The sequence below is a fragment of the Chitinophaga qingshengii genome, assembly GCF_014529935.1.
Lineage (GTDB): Bacteria > Bacteroidota > Bacteroidia > Chitinophagales > Chitinophagaceae > Chitinophaga > Chitinophaga qingshengii.
Map to the genome: position 1 here is coordinate 3294104 of NZ_JACVFC010000001.1, position 26061 is coordinate 3320164.

At 46.9% G+C, this 26061-nt stretch carries 25 protein-coding genes; 6 read left to right on the top strand and 19 right to left on the bottom strand.

Annotation, left to right across the window (positions count from 1 at the left end; all coding sequences use genetic code 11):
• Positions 1 to 200: 200 nt before the first annotated feature.
• A complete protein-coding gene (locus ICL07_RS12805) occupies positions 201 to 3521 on the bottom strand; it encodes a vitamin B12-dependent ribonucleotide reductase (protein ID WP_188088295.1) in 3321 nt (1106 codons plus the stop codon).
• A 331-nt stretch (positions 3522 to 3852) separates the two neighbouring features.
• On the opposite strand from ICL07_RS12805, the gene ICL07_RS12810 reads away from it, so the two are divergent.
• Positions 3853 to 4611, top strand: coding sequence for a phosphoglycerol geranylgeranyltransferase (locus tag ICL07_RS12810; RefSeq protein ID WP_188088296.1), 759 nt, complete (start codon positions 3853 to 3855; stop codon positions 4609 to 4611).
• 151 nt (positions 4612 to 4762) lie between these two features.
• Here ICL07_RS12810 and ICL07_RS12815 read toward each other — a convergent pair whose 3' ends face one another.
• Together ICL07_RS12815 and ICL07_RS12820 are read right to left on the bottom strand one after the other, a co-directional pair.
• Positions 4763 to 5491, bottom strand: a complete 729-nt coding sequence (locus tag ICL07_RS12815; protein WP_188088297.1) for a LytR/AlgR family response regulator transcription factor — start codon at positions 5489 to 5491, stop codon at positions 4763 to 4765.
• A gap of 100 nt (positions 5492 to 5591) precedes the next feature.
• Complete coding sequence (locus ICL07_RS12820; RefSeq protein WP_188088298.1) at positions 5592 to 6641, bottom strand: sensor histidine kinase; 1050 nt, start codon at positions 6639 to 6641, stop codon at positions 5592 to 5594.
• A gap of 221 nt (positions 6642 to 6862) precedes the next feature.
• Between ICL07_RS12820 and dxs the strand changes: the two genes are divergently transcribed.
• From dxs to ICL07_RS12835, 3 genes are all read left to right on the top strand, one after another.
• Positions 6863 to 8788 carry a 1-deoxy-D-xylulose-5-phosphate synthase gene (dxs, locus tag ICL07_RS12825; protein WP_188088299.1) on the top strand — a complete coding sequence of 642 codons (1926 nt, stop codon included), beginning with the start codon at positions 6863 to 6865 and terminating at the stop codon, positions 8786 to 8788.
• Between the two features lie 90 nt (positions 8789 to 8878).
• Complete coding sequence (locus ICL07_RS12830) at positions 8879 to 9919, top strand: ferredoxin--NADP reductase (RefSeq protein WP_188088300.1); 1041 nt, start codon at positions 8879 to 8881, stop codon at positions 9917 to 9919.
• A 94-nt stretch (positions 9920 to 10013) separates the two neighbouring features.
• Complete coding sequence (locus ICL07_RS12835) at positions 10014 to 11156, top strand: PAS domain-containing protein (RefSeq protein WP_188088301.1); 1143 nt, start codon at positions 10014 to 10016, stop codon at positions 11154 to 11156.
• Between the two features lie 6 nt (positions 11157 to 11162).
• Here the strand turns inward: ICL07_RS12835 and ICL07_RS12840 are convergent, their stop codons facing one another.
• The 12 genes from ICL07_RS12840 to ICL07_RS12895 form a co-directional block, all read right to left on the bottom strand.
• Entirely contained in the window at positions 11163 to 11540 is a 378-nt protein-coding gene (locus ICL07_RS12840; RefSeq protein ID WP_188088302.1) for a hypothetical protein, read from the bottom strand.
• Between the two features lie 153 nt (positions 11541 to 11693).
• Complete coding sequence (locus ICL07_RS12845) at positions 11694 to 12407, bottom strand: HAD-IIB family hydrolase (protein WP_188088303.1); 714 nt, start codon at positions 12405 to 12407, stop codon at positions 11694 to 11696.
• A gap of 141 nt (positions 12408 to 12548) precedes the next feature.
• Positions 12549 to 13262 carry a pirin family protein gene (locus ICL07_RS12850; RefSeq protein ID WP_188088304.1) on the bottom strand — a complete coding sequence of 238 codons (714 nt, stop codon included), beginning with the start codon at positions 13260 to 13262 and terminating at the stop codon, positions 12549 to 12551.
• Positions 13263 to 13402: 140 nt separating this feature from the next.
• The gene (locus ICL07_RS12855; protein WP_168870494.1) at positions 13403 to 13813 is read right to left on the bottom strand and encodes an OsmC family protein; all 411 of its coding nucleotides are present in this window, start codon (positions 13811 to 13813) and stop codon (positions 13403 to 13405) included.
• 220 nt (positions 13814 to 14033) lie between these two features.
• On the bottom strand, positions 14034 to 14663 hold the full coding sequence (locus ICL07_RS12860) for an NAD(P)H-dependent oxidoreductase (protein ID WP_188088305.1): 630 nt from the start codon (positions 14661 to 14663) through the stop codon (positions 14034 to 14036).
• A 10-nt stretch (positions 14664 to 14673) separates the two neighbouring features.
• A complete protein-coding gene (locus ICL07_RS12865; protein WP_188088306.1) occupies positions 14674 to 15201 on the bottom strand; it encodes a YceI family protein in 528 nt (175 codons plus the stop codon).
• Positions 15202 to 15251: 50 nt separating this feature from the next.
• Positions 15252 to 16124, bottom strand: coding sequence for a pirin family protein (locus ICL07_RS12870; RefSeq protein WP_188088307.1), 873 nt, complete (start codon positions 16122 to 16124; stop codon positions 15252 to 15254).
• Between the two features lie 103 nt (positions 16125 to 16227).
• A complete protein-coding gene (locus tag ICL07_RS12875; RefSeq protein ID WP_188088308.1) occupies positions 16228 to 17133 on the bottom strand; it encodes a helix-turn-helix domain-containing protein in 906 nt (301 codons plus the stop codon).
• Positions 17134 to 17136: 3 nt separating this feature from the next.
• Positions 17137 to 17928, bottom strand: a complete 792-nt coding sequence (locus ICL07_RS12880) for a segregation/condensation protein A (protein WP_188088309.1) — start codon at positions 17926 to 17928, stop codon at positions 17137 to 17139.
• A 104-nt stretch (positions 17929 to 18032) separates the two neighbouring features.
• The gene (locus ICL07_RS12885; protein WP_188088310.1) at positions 18033 to 18977 is read right to left on the bottom strand and encodes a DUF3078 domain-containing protein; all 945 of its coding nucleotides are present in this window, start codon (positions 18975 to 18977) and stop codon (positions 18033 to 18035) included.
• Positions 18978 to 19070: 93 nt separating this feature from the next.
• A complete protein-coding gene (gene mscL, locus ICL07_RS12890; RefSeq protein WP_188088311.1) occupies positions 19071 to 19493 on the bottom strand; it encodes a large conductance mechanosensitive channel protein MscL in 423 nt (140 codons plus the stop codon).
• A 77-nt stretch (positions 19494 to 19570) separates the two neighbouring features.
• Positions 19571 to 20317 carry a PPK2 family polyphosphate kinase gene (locus ICL07_RS12895; RefSeq protein WP_188088312.1) on the bottom strand — a complete coding sequence of 249 codons (747 nt, stop codon included), beginning with the start codon at positions 20315 to 20317 and terminating at the stop codon, positions 19571 to 19573.
• 120 nt (positions 20318 to 20437) lie between these two features.
• Here ICL07_RS12895 and ICL07_RS12900 point away from each other — a divergent pair, with 120 nt between their 5' ends.
• Positions 20438 to 21316 (top strand): DMT family transporter, encoded by an 879-nt coding sequence (locus ICL07_RS12900; protein ID WP_188088313.1) that lies wholly within the window; start codon positions 20438 to 20440, stop codon positions 21314 to 21316.
• Between the two features lie 84 nt (positions 21317 to 21400).
• Here the strand turns inward: ICL07_RS12900 and frr are convergent, their stop codons facing one another.
• Both frr and ICL07_RS12910 read right to left on the bottom strand, forming a co-directional pair.
• Positions 21401 to 21964, bottom strand: a complete 564-nt coding sequence (frr, locus tag ICL07_RS12905; protein WP_188088314.1) for a ribosome recycling factor — start codon at positions 21962 to 21964, stop codon at positions 21401 to 21403.
• A 101-nt stretch (positions 21965 to 22065) separates the two neighbouring features.
• Positions 22066 to 23208 carry a glycosyltransferase family 4 protein gene (locus ICL07_RS12910; protein WP_188088315.1) on the bottom strand — a complete coding sequence of 381 codons (1143 nt, stop codon included), beginning with the start codon at positions 23206 to 23208 and terminating at the stop codon, positions 22066 to 22068.
• A 164-nt stretch (positions 23209 to 23372) separates the two neighbouring features.
• Here ICL07_RS12910 and ICL07_RS12915 point away from each other — a divergent pair, with 164 nt between their 5' ends.
• Complete coding sequence (locus ICL07_RS12915) at positions 23373 to 24209, top strand: transketolase (RefSeq protein WP_188088316.1); 837 nt, start codon at positions 23373 to 23375, stop codon at positions 24207 to 24209.
• Between the two features lie 159 nt (positions 24210 to 24368).
• Here the strand turns inward: ICL07_RS12915 and ICL07_RS12920 are convergent, their stop codons facing one another.
• Both ICL07_RS12920 and rbfA read right to left on the bottom strand, forming a co-directional pair.
• Positions 24369 to 25592: an ABC transporter permease gene (locus ICL07_RS12920; RefSeq protein ID WP_188088317.1), complete on the bottom strand. Its 1224-nt coding sequence runs from the start codon at positions 25590 to 25592 to the stop codon at positions 24369 to 24371.
• Positions 25593 to 25597: 5 nt separating this feature from the next.
• Entirely contained in the window at positions 25598 to 25978 is a 381-nt protein-coding gene (gene rbfA / locus ICL07_RS12925) for a 30S ribosome-binding factor RbfA (protein ID WP_188088318.1), read from the bottom strand.
• Positions 25979 to 26061 lie beyond the last annotated feature (83 nt).

The following is a 26061-nucleotide window of genomic DNA, read 5'->3' on the forward strand; positions in this document are numbered from 1 at the left end:
TTCCCGTATCGGGACAACTGAGAAGAAAGTAACCTTGAAAAGGGGGGTTTGGAGAAAAAGTAAGGGCGCCTAGAAAAGCGCCCTCAATTTGTTACTATCCTATGAAAACCCTATTTGAATACAAAGGTAAGTGCATGTTATTTTTCTTTGAAATTTTAAAGGCACAATAACATATCGTTAACAAGAGTTATAACATCGAATCAGCTACAACCCATGCTGTTACCGCAATTCAGGCATTTGTAACATGTGCCGGATCTTACCGTGATATGTCCGCAAACGTTACAGGCAGGGGCATCACGCTGCATACTACGCAGGTATTCCTGCGTATTGTTTTCTGCATGATTCGCTGCAACCGCTTGCTGCCGGGGCATTCTGGAGGCATTCGTCGCCGGACTGGCAGCAGGTGTCACCCGTACACCCGATAAAGCAGGCGATTCAGCTACCTCATCATGCTCGTCTTCACCGGTATTTCCGGGCGCATCCAACACATGCACGAGATCCGTACGTCCCAGGTATTCATATCCCAACACCCGGAAAACATAGTCCACCAGCGAGGTAGCTGACTTAATGTTCGGATGATCCACCATCCCGGCCGGCTCAAACCGCGTAAACACAAACTTATCTACAAATTCTTCCAGGGGCACACCATACTGCAATCCCACAGAAACCGCTATGGCAAAGCAGTTCATCATACTCCGCAAAGTAGAACCCTCCTTCGCAAGATCAATAAATATTTCTCCCAGGGTACCATCATTGTACTCGCCGGTACGCAGGAAAATAGCTTGTCCGCCTACCTTGGCCTTTTGTGTAAATCCACCCCGCTTGGAAGGAAGCGTTTTACGCTCCACAATGCGGGACAACTGCCGCTTTAATGTCGTGTCCTCACTGGCCATCATCCGCCGGTTTACTTCTTCCAGCAACTCATCAATCGTGAGTTGCTCTAAATCGGTCAACTGCGTAACAGCTGCTGTTTCTACCGGCGCATCCGCCTTTTTCTTTTTGTCGGTTTTGTTGCTCAGCGGCTGACTAAGTTTGCTGCCATCACGGTAAAGCGCACAGGCCTTAAGTCCCAGCTCCCAGCTCAACAAATACGCATCTGCTATTTCATGTATCTCCGCTTCATGCGGCAGGTTAATCGTTTTGGAAATAGCCCCGGAAATAAAGGGCTGCGCGGCCGCCATCATGCGGATATGCCCATGCGGGTGAATATACCGCTGCCCGTGTTTCCCGCACTTATTCGCACAGTCAAACACCGGTAAATGTTCTTCCTTCAAATAAGGCGCACCTTCTACCGTCATGGTACCGCACACGTAATCATTGGCCGCTTCTATTTCTGCATCCTGGAATCCCAATGCATGCAGCAGACTAAAATCAAGATTAAAATATTGCTCCGGTACAAAGCCCAGTCGTTGTAAACAGGCTTCCCCCAATGTATACACGTTAAACACAAAAGAAATATCGAAGGAAGAAGATACTGCCGCATCCAGCTTTTTCAGCTCTTCGGCTATAAAACCCTTCTCGCTGAGCGACTGATGATTGATGTAAGGCGCGCCGGCAAAGGAACCGGTACCCTTCGCATAATCCACCATCGCCTTGATTTCGTGCGGCTGATAACCCAGATTATGCAACGCCGTAGGAATAGACTGATTGATGATCTTAAAATAACCGCCACCGGACAGTTTTTTAAATTTCACCAGGGCAAAATCCGGCTCTACACCGGTAGTGTCACAATCCATTACCAGCCCTATAGTACCGGTAGGAGCAATCACGGTCGTTTGTGCGTTCCGGTAACCATGTTTTTCACCTGCCTTTACAGCTTCATCCCAGGCCCTTGTAGCGGCTTTTAACAGGTAATCCGGACAATACCGCGCATGAATACCCCGGGGCGAAATTTCGAGCCCTTCATACGCTTCTGTGGCATCATAGGCGGCCGCCCGGTGATTCCGCATTACCCGCAGCATATCTTCCCGGTTTTCCTCAAACCGTGGAAATGCCCCCAGATGCGACGCCAACTCGGCAGAAGTCTGATAGGCCACACCGGTCATAATTGCGGTAATAGCGCCGGCAATACCGCGGGCCTCTTCGCTGTCGTAAGCAATACCACTCACCATCAGCATGGAACCCAGATTGGCAAATCCCAATCCCAGTGTACGGTAATCGTAACTGAGCTGCGCTACTTCTTTGGAAGGGAACTGGGCCATCAGCACGGAAATCTCCAGTACAGTGGTCCACAACCGGACGGTATACTCAAATCCGGATACATCGAAGCGGTTGGTATCCTCATCAAAAAAACGCCGCAGGTTCACCGATGCCAGGTTACAGGCTGTATTATCGAGGAACATGTATTCGGAACAGGGGTTGGAAGCATTGATCCGTCCACCCTTCGGACAGGTGTGCCATTCGTTGATGGTGGTATCATATTGGGTGCCCGGGTCTGCACAACGCCAGGCAGCATAAGCGATCTGGTCCCACAATTCCCGCGCCTTCACCGTTTTGGTGGCTTTGCCGGTGGTACGGGCAATCAGGTCCCAATCACCTTCCGCCGCCAGCTGCCGGAAAAAACTGTTGGGGATTCGAACGGAATTGTTGGAGTTCTGACCGGAAACAGTGCGGTAAGCCTCGCCCTCGTAATCAGAAGAATAACCGGCCGCAATCAGGGCCGCCACCTTTTTCTCTTCTTCTACTTTCCAGTTGATAAATTCCAGTATCTCCGGATGGTCCAGGTCCAGACAAACCATCTTGGCGGCACGACGGGTAGTACCGCCCGATTTAATGGCACCGGCCGCCCGGTCGCCAATTTTCAGGAAACTCATCAGCCCGCTGGACGTACCGCCGCCACTCAGTTTCTCTCCATCTCCCCGGATATGGGAGAAATTGGTGCCCACACCGGAACCATATTTAAAAATCCGGGCTTCCCGCATCCAGAGGTCCATAATGCCGCCTTCACCTACCAGATCGTCTTCCACGCTCAGGATAAAACAGGCATGAGGCTGGGGCCGCTCATAGGCAGACGTGGATTTTTCCAGTTTACCGGTCTGCTGTTCTACATAGTAATGCCCCTGGGGCTTACCTTTGATACCGTAGCTCTCATACAAACCCGTATTGAACCATTGGGGCGAATTGGGCACACAAGCCTGGTTCAGCATGCTATATACCAGCTCCTCATAAAATACATTGGCATCTTCCGGGGAAGCGAAATAACCATAACGTTCTCCCCAGGCCCGCCAGCAATTGGCCATCCGGTGTACCACCTGCTTCACCGATGTTTCACGGCCCAAACTACCATCTTCCTGGGGTACGCCTGCCTTCCGGAAATATTTTTGCGCCAGAATGTCGGTCGCAATTTGCGACCATCCCTGGGGTACTTCCACGTTGTTCATCTCAAACACCACATCCCCACCAGGATTACGGATCACCGAAGAGCGGAGGTCATACACAAACTGTTCATAAGGACGCATGCCATCTTTGGTAAAATACCGGGAGAAGGCCATGCCACGCTTGCTGCTTGCTGGATTTTTCATACCCAAAAATTTTCACTGGATTAAAAGAATATTAAGAAAAGGGGGTATACTAAAATTAGTTTTTAAAAGCCCCGGAAAGCCGGATTATTATGCACAACTTGTGGATAATTGTATCAACACTTTGCCGCCTGGTTTGTTATAAACCAAACTGATATAACAAAATCCGGCTTAAAATTTGTCGTTAGCGGTTTACTGAGTGGATGCGTCTTGTAATGCCATAAATATCATGTAGTTCATTCATAGAAAATGAATTGCATGCATATTTATTTAGCATTGTGGGTTATTAATAAAAATATTATACATTTGCGACAACCGGAACAATGCGCTATTGATGTACAATAAAATATACACTTCGTTCATCGAAAGAAAGGCCAGGAAAGAAAAAGCATTCGCGGTTTTGATTGATCCGGATAAGGTGACCCCTGCTGGCATCATTGAACTTGCGGCCAAATGCACCGCTGCCAAAGTAGATTACATCTTCCTTGGCGGTAGTCTGGTTATCACCAATCACCTGGACGAGTGCGTGCAGCAGTTAAAGGCCAGTTGCGATATTCCTGTTATTCTATTTCCAGGAAGCCCTTCGCAGGTTTCGAGATATGCAGACGCGCTTCTTTATCTTTCCATGATTTCAGGCAGGAACCCTGAGTTATTAATTGGTCAACACGTAGTATCCGCTGCAGCTGTCAAAAAAAGCCAGTTGGAAGTTATTTCCACCGGCTATATGGTTATTGACGGCGGCGCGCCCACTACCGTTTCCTACATCAGCAATGCTACTCCGATTCCCGCCGACAAAGCGGATATCGCCATGTGCACCGCCATGGCAGGAGAAATGCTGGGTATGAAAGTAATTTATATGGATGCCGGCAGCGGCGCCCGTAACCCGATCACAGAAACAATGATCAACCGGGTATCCAGCCAGGTAGAAGTTCCCATCATCGTGGGCGGCGGTATCCGTGACGCTGAAAAAGCCTATCGTAACTGCAAAGCCGGCGCCGATATCATCGTGGTTGGCAATGCCATCGAAAATGATATTTCCCTGATCAAGGAGCTGGCAGACGCTGTACACTCTTCAGCCCCCATCACTATTTAGGAATTTTTTGATTTACGATTTTTTGATTTAGCGAATCTTTTAGCAAAGATTTACGCGAATAAAATAAAAGACCGAAGCAATTATAATCGCTTCGGTCTTCTTTTTATCTTCCAGAAATCAAAAAATTCGTAAATCAAAAAATCCCTACATATCAAAGGCTCATCATTTCCTTAAATTTAACGGCCTGCCGGCGGCTCACCTCAATTTTTTCACCTCCTCTCATCTCCAGCAATAATCCGCCATTGAAATAGGTGTCTATTTTCTCGATCATGCGCAGGTTCACAATATGTTTACGGTTGGCACGGAAAAACACCCGTTCATCCAGGCGCTCCTCGAGCGCATTCAATGACTTCAGAATCAACGGTTTGTTCGTCTCGAAATATACCCTGGCATAGTTACCCACGCTCTCAAACAGCCGGATCTCCTGCAACTTAACAAACCAGCAACGGTCCCCGTCTTTTACAAACACCTGGTCGTTTTCCGACAACAGGGTACGGATACCGCCGGAGGCTGCCAGCCGGTCTTTCTCATCCTGCTGGTGCAACTTGTGAATAGCATCGGCCAAACGCTTGGGTTCTACCGGCTTCAACAGGTAGTCCAGCGCATTGTATTCAAATGCTTTCAGGGCATATTCATCATATGCAGTGGTAAAAATCACCTGTGGCGTTTTCTCCAGCTCGGCCAGCAAATCAAAACCGGTCTTGTCCGGCATCTGAATATCCAGGAACAGCAGGTCTGGGTGCAGATTCTCAATCTTCTCGATACCATCCTTCGCGTTCACTGCTTCTCCCACCACCACTATCTCCGGGTGATCTGCCAGCAATTTTTTCAGTTCACTCCTGGCCAGGCGTTCATCATCTATTATCAATGCTTTTTTCATTGGCAATATGAAGTTTGGTTGAATGACTAATTTTTAAAACATTTAAAGCCATAGCCAGGCTATAACGCCCCGCTATAGCGGTTTCCGAATAACAAGTGATTCAAAGTAACGGCATCACCACCCGGGCTTCTACCGTTGCTTCGTCTTTATTTTTGATATCAAAGGTAGCCCTGTTTCCAAACAAAAGGCTCAACCGCTGCCGCGTGCTCTCCAATCCAAATCCATGGCCATTTACCACATTTTTCTCTACCAGCTGACCGGTATTCTGAATGGTGATCTCGTGCTCCATACCGTTCAACCGGGAAGCGATAAACACCGTTCCACCACTCACCATCCGGGAAATACCATGTTTGATGGCGTTCTCCACCAGTGTTTGCAGCATCATGGGCGGCACCTGCAATTCCAGGGTGTCCGGATCTATTTCATACCGTACCTGCAACCGCTCCTCAAACCGGATATGCTCCAGTGCAAGGTAATCTTTTACTATGTTTAATTCATTTTCCAGACTAACGGTCTCTACCTTTTCCGTGGCCATGGAACTGCGCAGAATATTGGATAATTCTGTAATCGCCGTCCTCGCCCGCTGCGGATTCTCATCCACCAGCGCCCGGATACTATTAAGGGCGTTAAAAATAAAGTGAGGGTTCATCTGCGCCTTAATCGTCTTCAACTCCAGCTCTTTTACGGTCGCCTCCAGCTTTAACCGGTCCACCTGGGATGTACGGGTCCGGTCCACATAATGCCAGACAAAATATATCACCCACCAGATAAAGGAAACGGCAAAAATTGTCACATATCCTCTTTCTATCAGATTCATCAGGAAATTGCCACTCCCGGATCTGTTACCACCCATATAATCCAGCAACAGATTATAGCCGAGGTACCATACGAGATTGGTACCTATCACCAACACAAGGAAGATAACCAGTTGTCTTTCAAAGCTATAGCTTTCCCACCCCTTGAGCTTGTTTAAGAGGGTCCGGAATAGGTGAGTAGAGGTAATACCTGAAATGATAAAAATGATCAGATAAATCGTAACCGCAGACAGATCAGTCTTTTTCAGGGTGAAGTTGAAGAATAAACTGACCAGAAAATATACAGACCACCCTAACAATTGTCCCCACCAATATTTGGATACTCGTTTAAGCATTAATTCAAATTAGTAAACTTCACCATTATTCCAAAAATACCGTATGGCCCTGCCCACCGAAACCTAATTGTTATAAATGGCGAATCAGAACCGGTAAATGGTGAATCCTCTGTACCGAATGGCGGATTAACAGGAAATACGGGGTTTTTCCGGTCATTTGTCGCCGGATAACACATATTTTTTAGTAGTTTTGTTTTTAATTAAACCCTGAACCATTAATTATGAATATCACGGCCGGTTCACTTTTAAGCCAGATAAACTCCCCCGCAGATTTGAAGAAGCTGAGCAAAGATCAGCTGCATCAGGTGTGCGAGGAACTGCGTCAATACATTATTGACGTGGTAAGTGTGCATGGTGGCCACTTTGCCGCCAGCCTGGGTGTAGTAGAGCTCTCTGTAGCCCTTCACTATGTCTTCAATACCCCTTATGACCAGCTGGTATGGGACGTAGGGCACCAGGCTTATGGACATAAGATCCTTACCGGCCGGCGCGAAGCCTTTCCCACTAACCGGAAATACAAAGGCCTCAGCGGGTTTCCTAAAAGAGACGAAAGCGAATACGATACCTTCGGCGTAGGGCATTCCTCTACCTCCATCTCCGCAGCACTGGGTATGGCTATGGCCTCCCATTACAAAGGAGAATTCGACCGCCAGCACATTGCCGTTATCGGCGATGGCGCCATGACGGCCGGGATGGCTTTTGAAGCCCTCAACCACGCCGGCGTTGCCAATGCCAACGTGCTCATTATCCTCAACGATAACTGCATGTCCATTGATCCCAACGTAGGCGCACTCAAAGAATACCTGACAGACATCACCACATCGCCTACCTATAACAAACTGCGCGATGATGTATGGCACCTGCTCGGCAAACTACCGGTGGGCAAACGCTTCACCCGCGAAATGGCCTCCAAACTGGAAGCCTCCCTCAAAGGCGTGGTGTCTAAATCCAGCAACCTCTTCGAATCATTAAAATTGCGGTATTTTGGCCCGATCGACGGCCATAATATCACAAAACTGACCGATACCCTCCAGGACCTGAAAGATATTCCCGGCCCCAAACTGCTGCATATCGTTACCACCAAAGGTAAAGGTTATGCCCTGGCAGAAAAGGACCAGACTACCTGGCATGCACCCGGCCTGTTTGATAAAATCACCGGCGAAATCTTTAAAAAACAGGTGGACCGCCCACAGCCTCCCAAATACCAGGATGTTTTCGGCCACACCATCATCGAACTGGCAGAGAAAAACGATAAAATCATCGGTATCACTCCCGCCATGCCTTCCGGCTCCTCCCTCAAATTTATGATGGAGAAAATGCCCGACCGCGCCTTCGACGTCGGTATCTGCGAACAACACGCGGTTACCCTCTCCGCCGGTATGGCCACCCAGGGCATGCGCGTGTTCTGTACCATCTATTCCTCCTTCTTCCAACGGGCTTTTGACCAGGCTGTACACGACGTAGCCATCCAAAACCTGCCGGTGATTTTCTGCCTTGACAGAGCAGGCCTGGTAGGAGAGGACGGTCCTACCCACCACGGCGCCTACGATATTGCCTATATGCGCAGTATCCCCAATGTGATCATCAGCGCCCCCATGAACGAAGAAGAGCTGCGAAACCTGATGTACAGCGCTCAACTGGAAGAAAATACCCATCCATACGTGATCCGCTATCCACGCGGACAAGGCGTAATGCCTGAATGGCGTACACCGTTCAAAGCCATCAAAGCCGGTACCGGCCGTAAAATCCGCGATGGTAAAGATGTAGCCATCCTGTCCTTCGGACATGTGGGCAACTTCGTTACCGAAGCCTGCAAGGAACTGATCAGCGATGGCCTGCAACCGGCCCATTACGACCTCCGCTTTGTAAAACCACTGGACGAAGCCATGCTGCATGAAGTATTCAGCAAATTCAGCAAGGTAATCACCGTGGAAGATGGCGCCATTACCGGCGGCTTCGGCAGCGCAGTAGTGGACTTCATGGCACAACACAACTACTCCTCCCAGATTAAAATGCTCGGTATCCCCGACAGGATCATCGAACACGGTAAACCGGAAGAACTGTTCCGCGAATGCGGTTACGATCCCGCCGGTATAGCCCGCACTACCCGGGAAATGATGGGAGAGAAAATCACCGTTACCGTATAATCAATTACAAGTTTTGAACGTATAAACAATCAGGGGTTCTCCACCATGGGGAACCCCTGATTCGTAATTTGTAATTCGTAATTTAGTGACATGTATTTGCAACTAAGAATTGTAGCAGTAAAAGACGAAACACCCGGTACCAGGACCTATCATCTCGAAAACACGACGCCCGAACCCGTAGTATACCAGGCCGGCCAATTCCTCACGTTTGTCATTCAGCTACATAACAAAGAATATCGCCGTTCCTACTCTTTCAGCTCTACGCCCGGTATCGACGAGCATATGGCTGTCACTATCCGGGAGAAGGAAAACGGCGAGATATCCCGCCACCTCCTGCGTACCTGGAAAACCGGCGATATCATTACAGCACTCGAGCCCTCCGGCAGATTTACCTTTGAACCCGCTACCGGAGAACGCGATATTTTCCTCATGGCAGCCGGCAGCGGTATTACACCAGTGTTCTCCCTGCTGAAACAGATGTTGCGGGATGAACCGGCCGCTAAAATCACCCTGATATACAGCAATACCACTCCGGAAAGAACCATCTTTTATGAGCAGCTGCGCACGCTGGAAAACCAGCATCCCAGGCTTAAAATACTCTTTCTGTTCAGCAACGACCCCGACAGTCACCATACTTACCGCCGGCTTAATAATATCCTGCTGGAACTACTTGTCACCGAACATCTCCTGTTCCATAAAGAGGCTGCCCAATTTTTCCTCTGCGGTCCGCCGGAATATATGCGCATGATTCTGCTAACGCTGCATTTTATGGGCTTCGGAGATACACAGTTGCATAAAGAAAACTTCGTGATCACCACTGAAGCAAAACTGGCGCACACCTCGCTTCCTACCGACGATACACCACGCCAGGTAAATATATTACTGCGGAATGAAACCTATACCCTGGCCATCCCGGCCAATCAAACCATCCTTAGCTATGCGCTGGAACATGACGTGCCCCTCCCTTACAGCTGTAAAGGTGGTGTTTGCGGCTCCTGTACTGCCTTATGCACCAGCGGGAAGGTGTGGATGTCTGTCAATGAAGTGCTGACAGATAAGGAACTGGCGGAAGGATTGGTGCTTACCTGTGTGGGTTACCCCGCCAGTGATCAAGTTGAAATCGAATTGTAAATTATTAAAATGTAAATAGTTTTATAAATCATATCAGTTTGATTATTATTTTTTACATGCAACTATTTTTACTAAATTTTAAGAAATTCGAGAAATGCAACGCTCCCCGATTAAGATGGCAGGTTTGTGTTTGCTTTTTGTAATCATTGTTATCAATGCTTATCTCCTTACCGGAAGCGAATCATCTACCCAAAAAACCTGGCTTATACTGAATGAAACAGTACTATGCAGCGCTTTCCTGCTGTTAACTGCCACGCTTATACGTAAACAACCGGTTTCCCAGTTTGAAAACCTGTATCTCAATCATCCCATTCCCATGTGGATTTATGAGAAAGATACCCTCCGGTTCCTGTTTGTCAATGATGCTGCGTGCAAAAAATACGGTTACAGCCGTACGGAATTCCTCGCACTCACGATCAAGGATATACGGGACAATGAAGAACTGGATGCCTTGATGGAAAATGTCCGCCTGCGTTGCAACGGCACAGAATACCGGGGCATCTGGAAACACCGCCGTAAAAACGGGGAGACCTTCTTTGTGGAAATCTATGCGCACTCCGCCATCTATGAAGGTAAAGAAGCCCGCTTCATTATGGCTAAGGATGTGGACGAACAGGTACGGGCCGCTAAAGAAGCGCATCAGCTGGGCGTGAGATATGAACTGCTGGCACAGGCTACCAACGATGCCCTTTATGACCGTAACCTCGTTACCAATGAAGTGCTCTGGAAACACGGACTGGAAAGCCTTTTCCAACATCCTACGCAACCAGACACCGACCTGTTTAACTGGTGGAAATCCAATATCCATCCGGCAGACGGTCCACTTGTCATGAGTTCGCTGGACGCCTGTCTACAACAACAACACAGCTCCTGGTCACAACAATACCGCTTCCGCTGCTCTGACGGCACGTTCAAATACGTGGTAGACCGGGCATTTATCATCTACGAAAATGGCCGGCCTACCCGCATGATCGGCATCGTACAGGATATAGACCAATACATTAAACAGGCTGTACGCCTGGAAAAACAAAATAAAACCCTGAGGGAAATAGCCTGGATCAATTCACACGAAATACGCAGGCCGGTAGTATCTATTCTTAGTATTACCAACCTGTTCGATAAAAGCAATCAGGACGTGCACCTCAATTCCCGGCTCATGGAATGGCTGCACCAATCCACCCGGCAGTTGGATGAAATCATTCACAAGATCGAACACAAAGTGAAAAGTATCGAGTAGTACCGGCTACAACTCACTGACCATAAAATGGTTAAAGTCTTCTTTCAGTTCAACAAATAGTTTTTGGAATATTTCCATGCGGTTGGACATGGTTTCATAGTCACATACCGGCCGGTCATCATGGGTCACCGTTTGCGCCTGGGCCGATATTTTTTTGGCACATTGTTTAAGATCGTGGAACGTTTCGTCGGCAACTTCCCGTTGCCTTAACAGGCGGTTTTCAAAATGCTCTACTTTCTGCATTACCTCCCGGGGCGCGGAACTGAGGGCTATCTGTTCCAAACGCTCCCGCATCAATTTTACCTCTTCTCTTACTTCATTTACTTCTTCTTTCCAGGAATTGATCTGCTCAGTCAGATCTGTTGGCTGTGTTGTAATTTCCATGGTGTATTGATTTAGCATTAACAATAATGATTCATCATTACCCAAGCGATTTTTCAGTATCCACTTGACCGCTTATTTCCCGTCATTATCTGCAAAGATTCACTTCTAAGTTACAATCTTTTTCGATGCGGCCCACCTAAGTTCCGGTATTGTTTACAGATATCTGCCAAACTCCGGAAACCATGCCATCGCCTCTAAAATACCACCTGTTCCACTGCTACCCGCCTGCAGTACATTAGGCATTCCGGCAGTACGGACCAGCAACTCAGGTTCTGCATCTCCTACTACCACCCCTTTAAATCCCATTTCATACATCGAAAAATCATTCATCGAATCTCCCGCAACCAATACGTCATGATGCGGTAATGCCAGCACTCCTAACAACTGTTGTAAAGTGTTGCCTTTATTTACACCACGGGGAAGAATATCGAGGTATTTCCCCGCCGATAATACCAGGTCGCAATGCAGCGATTCCGCTATCTCCCGGGCGGTGGTAATGTCGGTAGCATCATCGTAATAATAGGAACAACGGTACTGCTGCTGTGCCTCCTGATGCAATAATCCTTTTACCGCTTTCAGTTTTTCCCGCACCTGGTCACCAGGCCATAATTTTGCTATATCCGACTGTACAGGCTCTACCGATACCAGGGAAGCCAGATGGGTAACCGTGGCGCCCACATCGCAGATAATATATTCAGGCCGGGGAAGAATATCATCTTCCAGCAGCGTCAGTACACTTCGTATACCCCTTCCCGTTACAAACACCAGTTGTATGTCTTCTCTGGCGCGGACCAGCTCGTATAAACGTTCTTTGTCTGCCGCGGAGCCGGCCAGGAATGTTCCGTCAAGATCTGTAGCTAATAACATCTTTATAAATCGTCTGTTGATCGGTTAATATAAAAGGTTTGTTCCGGGAATACAAACACCGGTATCCTATTTAACAAAAATAAAAAACAAGAGACCAACCTTACGGCGGTCTCTTGTGTATATGATGTGTCAATATATAAATTAGTTCAGCATCGGTACATCTATCAGCAAAAACGTTGCCGGTTTCAGTACTTCCACCGTTGCTTTTTCATAATCAGACAATCCAATCGCATCGCGGGTTTGCAACACTTCATCGGCCACTTTAATTTCTCCGCTGAGGAGGAACAGGTAGCTGCCGCTGCCCGGTTGTTTCGGTGTTAGATCTATCTGTTTACCTGCTTCAAACTCACCCAGTGAAAACCAGGTATCCTGGTGAAGCGACAACGCATTACCGGCGCCATCCGGCGCTACCACTACCTGCAACGCATTATGACGGGCAGCAGGATCAAAGGTGCGTTGATCATAGCGCGGGGTAATATTTCTTTCTTTCGGGAATACCCATACCTGCAGGAAACTTACATCTTCTGTTTTGGAGGCGTTGAATTCGGAGTGAACAACACCACTACCGGCACTCATCACCTGCACATCATTTTTCCGTATCACGCCCCGGGTACCCATATTATCGCGGTGTTCCAGGCTACCATCTAATACGATAGACACAATTTCCATATTGTCGTGCGGATGAGCGCCAAAGCCCATTCCACCTTTTACCTGGTCATCATTCAATACGCGCAATGCACCGAAATGAATATTATCGGGGTTGTAGTAACTGGCAAAACTGAAAGAATGATAACTTTTTAACCAACCATGGTTAGCATAACCTCTTTCGTTTGCACGTTGTATAATCTTTTTCATAGCTATTATCTCCTTGTTTTAACAATACAAAGGTCGTTCAAAACATAGGGTAATAAAATGGATCAACTATTGAAAAGCGTGGACAAAAAAATGCAGCGGAGGAGATCCGCTGCATTCCCATAAATTATGCTGATGGATACTTATACCAGTACGGCATCCATGGTGATATTGGTGTTCAACAGTTTGCTGATAGGGCAGTTCGCTTTAGCGTCAGCAGCCATTTCAGCAAATTTAGCGGCATCCAGACCAGGAACGCTGGCTTTTACTTCCAGGTGGCTGGAAGTAATGGCGCCGTTTTCCAGGGTGATAGTGCATTTGGTGTCGATGTTACCAGGAGTAAGGCCTGCACCGGAGATCACGAAGCTCAGCTTCATGGTAAAACAACCCGCATGGGCAGCAGCAATCAGCTCTTCCGGGTTGGTGCCTACACCTTCCTCAAAACGGCTGCTGTAGGAATATTGGGTATTGTTCAACACGGTTGACTGGGAAGAAACAGTACCTTTACCTTCTTTACCAGTGCCTTGCCAATTGGCGGTTGCAAATCTTTTCATGTTTTTATGCTTTAATAATTTGAGGTGATTAATGTGTAGAGGCCCCAAATTACAAAAATAAACAGGATAAAAAAACATAACCCGGCGGACAGTGCCACCGGGTTATCGCATTCATCTTTAAACTCTTCTGTTGGTTCCTACTGTTAATCGCTGCTAAAGCTCCGCTATCTCCGCTCTTATCTCCGTAAATCAGCATTAATCATGGCTGTCACAGTTACGGTTATATTAATTCCACTAATTCCGCCATTGGTTTTCTCACTTTCTTCGCATGCTGCATAGCATCATCTGCTGCTCTGAAACCGATGGCCGCTATCACTACTGTAGCCAGCCCTTTATCCTTCAGTCCTAAAATTTCGTCGTATCGGGCTGCATCAAAACCTTCCATCGGACAGGCATCGATCCCTTCGGCAGCTGCGGCGGTCAATAAGGTGCCCAGCGCCAGGTACGCCTGCTTGGAAGTCCATGCAGCAGCACCAGCTTCATCCAGTCGGTTAACCGTACCTTTCATTACTCCGGCAAAACCAGCCAGGTCTTCCTGATTGATGTGACGGGTAGCAGCTATATTATTCGTATAATCGTCTACGTGAGATTCATTGAGGTTGCTTACCCGGGCAAACACCACCAGATGCGAAGCATCTGTAATCTGTGACTGATTCCAGGAAGCAGCTTTGAGTCTTTCCCTGATCGCAGGATTTTCAACGATCAATACTTTGTATGGTTGAAGACCGTAGGAAGAAGCCGACAACCGGGTGGCTGTTGTAATTCTGTCCAACTGGGTGGCTGTTAACTTTTTCGCTGGATCAAATTTCTTCACGGCATAACGCCATTCCAGTTTTTCTATGATATCCATTGTTATTCTTTTACGCTTCTTTGATCATTTGCACACTGGCCAACAGTTTCACTTCGTCGCTCAACAGCACGCCACCTGTTTCTGTAGTGGCATTGAAAGTAAGACCGAAATCTTTACGGTTAATTTTACCGCTCAGTTCAAAACCGGCTTTGGTTTGTCCCCAGGGGTCCACTACTTCGCCGCCAAACTCCACTTTTAGTTCTACCGGGCGGGTATTATCGCGGATGGTCAGATCACCGATCAGTTTGTAATTTTCGTCGTCGATTTTTTTCACTTCTTTGGAAACGAATTGCATTTTAGGATACTGCGCTGCGTCAAAGAAATCAGCTGCCAGCAGGTGCTGGTCACGTTGTGCGTTCTGTGTGGTAACGCTGTTGATGTCGGCGCTGAAAGAAATATTGGCAGTGCTGAAATCGTTACCTTCTGTTTGCATGGTCGCTTCAAACGTACCAAACTGGCCGGTAACAGTGGTGATCATCAGGTGTTTTACTTTAAACTGTACATCACTATGCGTAGGATCTATTTTCCAGGTAGTCATAAAAATTATGTTTTGTTGTTTGTTGTTTATAGATAAATATTTGTTTGTTATTAGTTCAGAAAGCCCATTTTACCGGCGTTATAGTCACGGATAGCTTCATTGATTTCTTCCGGTGTGTTCATCACAAAGGGACCATAAGCCACGATCGGTTCGTTGATCGGTTCGCCGCTGAGCAACAGCATGCTGGTGTCTGCAAGGGCGGTGATAGTGATATCGGTGCCGTCGTGGTCAAAGAGTACGGTTTCCACCCCTTTGGCAGTGCTGCCGTTGAGGTCCGCTTCACCTTGCATCACTACAGCGATGGTATTAAAGTTCGCCGGAAATGCCACTTCTATGGTATCGCCTTTCTTCAGCTGTACATCCAGTACGTTTACCGGGGAGAATGTTTTAGCAGCGCCTTTCACACTATTAAATTCTCCGGCGATTACTCTTACGTAACCGGCTTCACTCACTTTTACAACCGGTATTTCCGCTTTGGTCAGGTTCTGGTAACCAGGCTGACTGTTTTTATATGCTTTAGGGAGATTGACCCACAGTTGGGCCATTTCCACTTTACCACCCCGTTTGCTGAATTCAGTTTCGTGTTTTTCTTCGTGCACGATACCTGCTGCAGCGGTCATCCACTGTACGTCGCCGGGCGCCAGTTTACCATGGCTGCCGGTAGAGTCGCGGTGTTCCAGTTCGCCCTGGTATACTACCGTAACGGTTTCAAATCCTTTGTGCGGGTGTTGATCCACGCCACGGGGTTTATTGGTGGGTGGGAAATAGGAGGACGCACCATAATCCATGAGGATAAACGGACTTACCGGGTTGTTCTGTGAACGGGTACCGCCCGGCAGTACACTGTGAACCCTGAAACCGTCGCCCACCATGTGGGGAGCGGGTGCTGTTAAAATCTGACTGACATGTTTTATGTTTTTCATAATTGCCTCCTTTAAAAGACAACACAAAAATACATGTTACAACATCTATTAAGAATGGATAAAACAGCTTCCTTGATGGACTTTTTTTCGGAACGACATCAAATCAAGGCTGGTGGCTCACAGAGCGGGAGGCATCCTTAAACTCGGAAGGGCTTTGGGAGGTGTATTTCTTAAAAAAGCGGCTGAAATAGTGGGGATCGTCAAATCCCAGTTTGTAAGCTATTTCCTTAGCGGTGAGGTCTGTATTATATAAGTAACGTTGGGCTTCCAGGATGACCCTGTTACGGATATGCTCTCCTGCGGTAATACCGGACAATTGTTTGCTGATCTCGTTGAGCAGCACCGGTTTTATGTGCAACAAACCGGCATAATCGGAAACGGTTTTCAGCTCCCTGTATTTTTCCTCGATCAGGTTTTTGAATTTCAGGAAGATGGAGCTATTGTGAACAGCATGCTGTTCCGGCGAAATGGCCAGGCTTTGCCCCTTGATACGGGATACAAGCACCAGGAAATAACGCAGTAAGCCATGGAGAGCGGTTTCATATTCCGGCTCTTTGGTAGTCAACTCTTTCACCATCAGTTGTACAATGGACTCAATATCAGTCGATTGAGTTGTGTCCAGGGTAATCACGCTGCTGAACTGATCGTTGAAGAAAAGCCCGGAATTGATGCCGGATACCTGGCTTTGGTCTTTCAGGCACATAAAAGCATCCCGGAAGGCAATCATATAACCATCAATCCTTTCACTCAACTGGAGTTTATGGACCTGGCCGGGAGCGAGGAAAAAGAGGGTGTTCTTCTTTACTTCGTGCGTTACGGTATCGATGGTATGCAGCAGGGAGCCTTTTTTGATCCAATAAATGGTGTAGAAATCATGCCGGTGTGGTACACCTGCCTGATCAAAAAAGTTTTCGCCCAGCTCGCAAATGCTGGATACTACAAAGGAAGGATCAGCCTGCGCGTAGGCAGGCAATGATATGATACCGATATTTTCACGTTTCTCACCCATCTGTTAACCATCTATAAGTGTACCGGCAGGTTCTTCCTCCCTGTTCTCCGGATCAATGTATTCAATAATAAAATTATTTCTGCCTTCTCCCACCATAATACCCATGTGTTTCATCTGTACCAGTTCCAACATACTCAGGAACAGGAAGATAGCATGTACCCGGTCTTTACAGTGGTCGAATATTTTCTCAAAAGACAAAGTGCGTTCCGCCCTGGCCAGCTCTTCCATATACATTCTCGAGCCTTCCATGGTATAATCATATTTATATACCACGTGCTGAGGCTTATGGTCGCGCGCCTTCATGCGTTGCATCACCTTTTCAAAGGTCTGCGCCAGTTTAAAGAGGGTAAGTGTCTGGATTTCAGTGCCTTCACTGGTTACTTCCCCAATTTCGGCCAGCTCCTTCGCAATATTCCCCCGTTTGATATGCAGCATCCTTTCGGCCTCCATTTCGGCCAGTTCGGCGGCTGCCTGCTTATAACGCTTGTATTCCAGGATTTTGTCTATCAGTTCCAACCGCGGATCAATTTCATTGCCTTGTTCGTCCAGTTCCTTACGGGGCAATAGCATTTTAGCCTTGATCCGCATCAGTGTGGACACAAAAAGGATGAACTCACTTGCCAGTTCTATGTTCAACGACTCGATATGATGAATATAATCGAGAAACTCCTGCGTGATGGTGTTAATCGGAATATTATAGATATCCAGCTCATCACGTTCTATAAAGAACAACAGGAGGTCAAACGGACCTTCAAACTGCGGCAGTTTTATCTTATAGGAAACCTGTTCACTCACTTGATGATGTTTTATGCACAAAGGCGCAAAGCAGCAAAGACTTTTTTGTTGCCCTGCGCCTTCGCGCTTTTGCGTAATATCAAAAGTAACAAAATTCCGGCTAATCAGAACTTGGCGGCAAATCCGATACCCAGTACCTGCTTCACCTGCAGCCGGGGCCCCATTACCCCTGTTTTCTTATTTTCAAACACTCTTACCTTATCGTCATATATCATATCTACATTCAGCGTGGCGGCAATGTACTTGTTCACTTTTAACTCCAGCATATTGGTAAAAAATACCACGATATTCTGCGGATTGTCAAGGTAATTGGAGAACAAGTCCAGCCGGCCTTTGTAAGTAATATTTTTTGCTACTGTTTTCATATAGTTGGCAGACAGGTAAGCACCAATTTCATATTTGAAGTGTTTACCGGTATCTACCCCATAAGCTCCCTGACGGGCCAGGTAATCATCCATTACAAATATAAACCGGGAAGTAGCAGGAGAGAGGAACAAAGAAAACTCCGGCACCGGTTTATAGTCAAAACCGGGTGACAGCAGCACATAGGCCGGTGCAAAAAACCGGGAAGACAGTTGAGGAGTGGTATCAGCAGGATACAGGTAGCCATTCGTAAATTGCGTTCTCAGGTTGCCCAGCATGCTTACATACCAATGCCTGCCAATATCATAGCCGTATTTGGAAGTAAGATCTATCCGGTCATCGGCTTTACGTGCACCCAGACTGGTTGTATTAATAAAACCGTAGGCCAGGTCTGCTACGTTATCCCATGCCCGGCGGCCATTCTTATAAAACGCCCACGCATATACGGTCGAACCCAGCGAGAAAGTATAGTTATCGCCCCCGGCGGCCCAATTACTCAACGATCCCTGGTTGATGTTCACATTCAGATTAAGCCCTTTTTTCCAAATCTGCACCGTGGTATCCTTATCATCTTTTTTGATCTTTTTACCCGTTTCATCCCTCTGGCTCTTTATCCAGTCATTTTGTGCCTGTACTGCAATAAATCCCAGTAAAAAACAGGCAATGGACAAAGTGAATTTTCTCATTAATTACTCTTTTTTGATTAACAAATAAGCACAGTATCCTGCCGGTCTCCTCCCGGAGAACAACTGAATACTGTGCTACGATATAAAAACAGCTTATCTTTTTCTCAGCTCGTCGCGGATTTCCATGAGTAGTTTTTCCTGTGCAGTAGGTTCTGCCGGAGCAGCAGGTCCTTTTTTGGTCAGGCTGTTCATAAATTTCACCAGGAGGAAAATACAGAACGCAATGATCAGGAAGTCGATCACACTCTGGATGAATGCGCCATAGGCGAAAACGTTGGCGCCGGCAGCCTTCGCTGCTGCCAGTGATGGAAAATTGGTTCCCTTGCTGCTATCCAGGTAGGCAAATTTGTCGGTGAAATTCACACCACCTGTCACCACACCAATTACTGGCATGATGATATTGTCTACCAAGGATGTAACGATCTTTCCGAAGGCGCCACCAATGATCACACCAACTGCAAGATCCATTACATTGCCTTTCATGGCAAATTCCTTAAATTCTTTAATGAATGACATAAACGCAAGGTTTTAATTTGGTTAAAATATGACGACGAAAATAATAATAATCACAGAACTGCTTAATTATTAATCCATTATTTCTTCAAACGGGGGTATTTCATATTCAGTGATTTCAGTGTATCCCTAAGCGTTAGCGCTACAATGTATTCCTTATACCAGTTATGATCTGCGGGTACAATAATCCAGGGAACATCATTACAATATTTAAATGCATCCTCATATGCGTCCATATACTGGTCCCATAATTTGGCCTCCGCTAAGTCATTCTCATTATACTTCCACATTTTCCGCGGGTCTTCTGTGCGTTCGGTCAGCCGTTGTTGCTGAGCTTCTCTGGAAACATGCAGGTAAAATTTCAGGATATGGGTATTGTTATGTTCGGTCAACAGTTTCTCAAAATCATTGATCGCTGCCATTCTTTTCCGGGCTGTTTTGTCATCGATCCATTTATGTACCCTTTGTATCAGGATATCTTCGTAATGAGACCGGTTAAACACCTGTATCATACCCTTTCCGGGAGCCTGATTATGTACCCGCCAGAGGAAATCGTGATCCAGTTCCGCCTGGGTAGGGCCTTTAAAGGAGTAAACCGTGCACCCTTGCGGGTTGAGGGTACCGGTTACATTTTTGATGACACCGTCTTTGCCGCTGGCGTCCATACCCTGAACGACCATTAATACACAGTGTTTATGCTGGGCATATAGTAAGTTTTGTAACTCGTCCAGTTCCTGCAAAATATCCTGGGTGGCGGCTTTGGTCTTCTCTTTGTCCAATTTTTTGGGAGCGGTGGTACTGATGGCTGACAACTTGATTTTACTCATGGATTTACATTCTTACCAATGAATTTAACAAAATCAGTCCAGAAGTGTTGCAAATCAAACAATTTATATTTTGCGTAATACAGTTATATTCTGAATTTTGTAAGATAAAAAAATGCCACTTTGAACCATAAATTTGCCCACTGGGGCGTTTTTCTGCTGTTATCCCTGACCTGGGGCAGCTCCTTTATCTTAATGAAAATCGGATTGGAATCTTTTACGCCCTACCAGGTTGCCAGTTTGCGATTGGTAGCGGCAGGAGTGGCGTTGTTGCCTTTTCTCCCCAAAGCCATCCGGCAAACACCGGTCAGCAAGCTGCCGGTCATTATTCTCTCCGGTATATTGGGCAATGGGTTACCCGCATTTCTTTTCTGTATCGCAGAAACGGAGATAGACAGTTCCCTGGCCGGTATCCTCAATTCGTTGACCCCGTTAATGGCGCTGCTGACGGGTTTGATCATTTTCAAAAGTCCGATTAAAAAAGCGCAGTTACTGGGGGTATGTGTGGGACTACTGGGCGTTGTATTACTTTTCAGTTCCAAAGGAATTGCCACCGGCGGTCACTGGTACTATAGTTTACTCGTGGTGGCCGCTACCATTAGTTACGGCACCAACATCAGCCTGGTACATCACTACCTGAAAGGATTTGGTTCCTTGCAGCTGGGATCTATCGCCATGTTTTTTTGTGGTCTGTTTACCTTTCCGGTATTGTTGTTCAGCGACTTTTTCCCACAGTTTGCTACAGATCATGCGCCATGGCGCTCCTTATCAGCTGGTCTGATACTGGGAGTAATGGGTACCGGCGTAGCGGCGGTATTGTTTTACCTGTTGATCCGGCGGGCCGGTTCCATGTTTGCTTCTATGGTCACTTATGCGTTACCGGTAGTAGCCATTGGCTGGGGTTTGCTGGCCAAGGAAACGGTTACCTGGGTACAGGTGGTTTGTATGGGTATTATCCTGTTGGGCGTGTATCTTGTTAACCGGGCTAAAACGGTCTCCTGATAAAACAACAGCGGAGAGACCTGCACTCATGCGTCTCTCCGCTGTTATAATTTATAAATTTTAAAATTGGTAAATTTTAAAATTTTAGATGGCCATGATTTCTTTTTCTTTTGCTTCACAGTGTTTGTCAATCAGGGCAATGTGTTTGTCAGTCATCACCTGTACATCAGCTTCTGCATCTTTCGCGGTATCTTCACTCAGACCTTCTTTCTGTAACTTTTTGATACCTTCAATCGCATCACGGCGGATGTTACGGATGGCTACTTTCGCTTGTTCCCCTTCGTTATTCACTCTTTTCACAAATTCCCTTCTTCTTTCTTCTGTCAGTGGTGGCAGGAAGAGGCGGATCAGGATACCATCATTTTGAGGGTTGATACCGATATTAGCTGCGATAATAGCCCTTTCAATTGGCTGCAGCATATTTTTCTCCCAGGGCTGAATAGTCAGGGTGCGGGCATCAGCAATACTAACGTTGGCTACCTGCGTAAGCGGGGTAGGAGCACCATAGTAGTCTACAGTGATTCCGTCCAGTATCTGAGGATTGGCTTTACCGGCTCTTACTTTTGTAAGTTCAGTTTCCAGGTGCCCGATTGCTTTTTTCATCGAGTCCGCAGCATCATCCTGGATAAGCATTAGATCATCTTGCATAACATAAATAGTTAAGTGCCTGCAAACCTACAGGTTTTCTTTTAATCATCAAAGTAACGGATACAAGAATGGCCCACCGTATGACGATAGTAACCTTCGGGCTATTTATCCTGTAATACTCCTTCGGTGGTAACCCGCAGTATTTTAGCAGCAGCGGCATTCTGGGCAGCTGGTTGTGCAATGGAGGTAACAGGTGTTTTAACCACCGCCTGTTTCCGTTTACGGGCCAGGTAGAGGACCCCGGTAAAGGCCGTGGCAGCGCCCACCACAACAAAGGTCAGCAGGGTAGTGCCCAGTCCCTGAAGGAAATAAGCCGCCACAATAAAAGCAGCGCTTACGGTCACAGATACCAGCGTTGTTTGCCGGTGGTCCAGTTTGAGGTCCAGCAGGTAGTGATGGATGTGATTACGGTCGGCCGAAAAAGGAGAGCGTCCCTGGAGCATCCGTACGGAAAACACCCTCAGGGTATCAAAAAGCGGCACTATCAGGACAGCAATAGCTACTGCCGGCGTAGCGTCGATCGGCATTTTAGCAGCCGGGTTGCCGGCCACTTCAATAAATTTAAGGACCAGTACCGCATTCACGAGGCCGATTAATAACGAACCGGTATCTCCCATAAAAATGCGGGCAGGTGAAATATTATAAATCAGGAAACTGGCCAAACCACCTGCCAGGGCAAAACCCAGCACAGCATAGGTAATTTCGCCCACATGCAGGAAATAAGCCCCTAAAACAGCACTCACCAGCAGTCCGATACTACCCGCATGACCATCCACCCCGTCTATCAGATTGAAGGCGTTGATCACTACAATAAAATAGAAGTAAGTGAGCATCAGGCTGATATTGGTAGGCAGGGTGGTAATACCCATAAACCCATACATGCTGCTGATCTGAAGATTCCCCAGGTAGATAATTGCAAAAGAAGCGATCAACTGGCCAACCAGTTTTTTGAGTGGAGATAAGCCAACAATATCATCTTTCATGCCTACCATGAAGATGATAAAAAAGGCCGCCATCATGTATTGAAACGGCGAATTTTGCATTGATGGTACACATACCGCAGCCGCAATAATGAACCCCGAGAAAAATCCAATTCCCCCGAGCGTTGGTATGCGTTGTTTATGCGCTTTTCTTTCGTCTGGTTCGTCGTACAAATGCTTTAATTCCGCTACCCGGATAAGTATCGGAATCGAAAAATAGGTTACCACAAAACTCAGGACGGTAGCAATTAAAACATTCTCCATTAGTGGGGCTTAAGTTTTGCAAAGATATTTATTTCAATCAAATATGTAAAAGAAACACTAAAAAAATCGGGATTTTTAATACTTTGAGACCGCAAAAACAAACATTCAACGTCACAAAATCTAAGAAATCAATTAGTTTTGCGGCACAAAATCACTCAAGTATCATGCCACAGCTTCAGGATATTGCCTCTCAGATCAGAAGAGATATCGTACGAATGGTACACGGCGTCCAAAGCGGCCACCCGGGTGGCTCTTTAGGTTGCGCAGATTTCTTTACCGCCTTGTATTTCAAGGTTTTAAAGCATACTCCCCAACCTTTTGACATGGACGGCCGCGACCAGGACCTGTTCTTTCTTTCCAATGGGCACATTTCCCCTGTTTTCTATAGCGCACTGGCCCGCTCCGGCTACTTCCCGGTACAGGAACTCGCCACCTTCCGTAAACTGAACTCCCGTCTCCAGGGACACCCTACCACGCATGAACACCTGCCAGGTATACGCATGGCTTCCGGCTCCCTCGGACAAGGCATGAGCGTAGCTATCGGCGCTGCATTGAGCAAAAAACTCAATAACGATAAAGGCATCGTTTTCTGCCTGCATGGCGACGGCGAACTGGAAGAAGGACAAATCTGGGAATCCGTACTGTTTGCCCCACATCATAAAGTAGACAACCTGATCATCACGGTAGACCTGAATGGTCAGCAAATCGACGGTACTACCGACGATGTAGCCGGCCTCGGCGATGTAGGCGCTAAATTCGAAACTTTCGGCTGGACCGTCCTCCACATGAACGGTAACGATATGGACGAAACCGTTGCTACCCTCGAAAAGGCTAAAAGCCTCACCGGACAAGGTAAACCAATCGCTATCATCATGAAAACCGTGATGGGACAAGGGGTTGACTTTATGGAAGGCCACCACGAATGGCATGGTATTGCCCCTAGCGACGAACAACTGGCCAAAGCATTGGCACAATTGCCGGAAACACTGGGCGACTATTAATCATTTACGGATTTTGATATTTGGATATTTTGATATTTATCTAAAGTATTCAAGGTACTATAAAAAAGCAGCGGGACTTTAATCATAAAGTCCCGCTGCTTTTTTACAAGTCCATTGTGTCTAAAACAAATAACTAAATTTCTAAATATCAAAATATTATCAGGTGGCTTTGAGAGAAATAGCCTCGGCAGCAGCCCGGCGGGCCGGATACCAACTGGCCGCCAGTCCAATCACCAGGATGGTGATCAGCACCAGTCCAAAATCCATCAGGTGCATGCTCACCGGGTAAGTATCTACCAGGAAGGAGGTGCCTTCCAGCCGGATAAGGCCAAAATATTGTTGCAACAGGCAAAATCCGCCACCCAGCACAAAGCCCAGGAACGTCCCAATACCGGCAATGATCAGGCCTTCGGCCAGAAATATCTTCATAATCAAAGACCGGCGGGCGCCCATCGCCTTCAGGATAGTGATATCCTTTTCTTTCTCAATCACCAGCATATACAATGATCCTATCATGTTGAACGCCGCAATAATCATGATAAAACTCAGAATCACATACACCGCCCACTTTTCCGTTTGCATGATCGCATACAGGGATTGATTTTGCTCGTAACGGGTTTGTATCTTGTACGATTTGCCCAACAGCTGTTGCAGCCTGGCTTTCAGCTCGTTTTGGTTTATTCCCGGTGCAGCAGCCACTTCCAGGGCCGACATTTCATTGGGCCCCAGCTCCAGCAGCTTACGCAAAAAATCGATATGGGTGATGACATACTTGCTGTTGAATTCCTGCTGGATAGCAAAAGTACCGGCAGGATATAACACGCCGTTATTCAGCGCATCATCCGGGGTCACAAAGGCATTCACGTTCCGGCGGGGTACGTATACCGTTACCGGCACCAGGCTATGCACTACATCCACCCCCAGCGCACCTTCCAGCTCTACGCCCAACACAGCACGGTAGGCAACGTCGTCGCCTATATCAAAACGTCCGCGGAGAATATTGCTTTTAACATCCGTGACCCGGTTATAACTGGTATCAACACCTTTTAATACCGCAATGGTAGGCTCGTCGCCATAACGGAGTACCGCTTTTTCTTCTACCACTTCGGAATACGCCACTACACCGGGCGTACGCCCGATGGACTGCAGCTGTACAGGTGTAAGCAACAATGTTTTTCCGCTGGCCGGCGCAATTTTTATAGCCGGATAAAAAGAGGAATACAGGGATTTTACCAGGTCTTCAAACCCGTTGAATACGCTGAGAATAACGATCAGCGCTCCGGTACCTATCGCAATGGCAGCTACACTTACCCAGGCAATGATATTGATCGCATTGGTCGATTTTTTAGCCCTGAAATAACGGGAAGCAAACTGCCAAACCATAGATACTATTGGTTATCTCCTTTGATATGAGAATCGTCTTCTTTGATTTTCTTGAAAAGTTCTTCCATTTTAAACACGTAATCCAGGGTATCATCCAGAAAGAAAGACAGCTCCGGCATCCGGCGCAATTGTTTGCCCACACGCAACCCCAGCGCCTTCTTAATCTCTCCCATTCTGTCTTTAATACGCTCCAGCATCTCATCGGGAGATTTTATCTGGAACATGCTCAGGTATACCTTCGCTTCCAGCAGGTCAGGCGTCATTTTAACAGCAGCTACGGAAATCATGCCTCCCTCCACTACATTAAAACCCATCCGCTGAAACACACTGCTCAGCTCCTCCTGTATTAATTGTCCTATTTGCTTTTGCCTTTTAGTTTCCTGCATTGCATTCAATTTTAATCGTTAACAAAACAGCTCATATGCACAATAATAACATATTTATGATATAACACTGTCAACAGCATGCT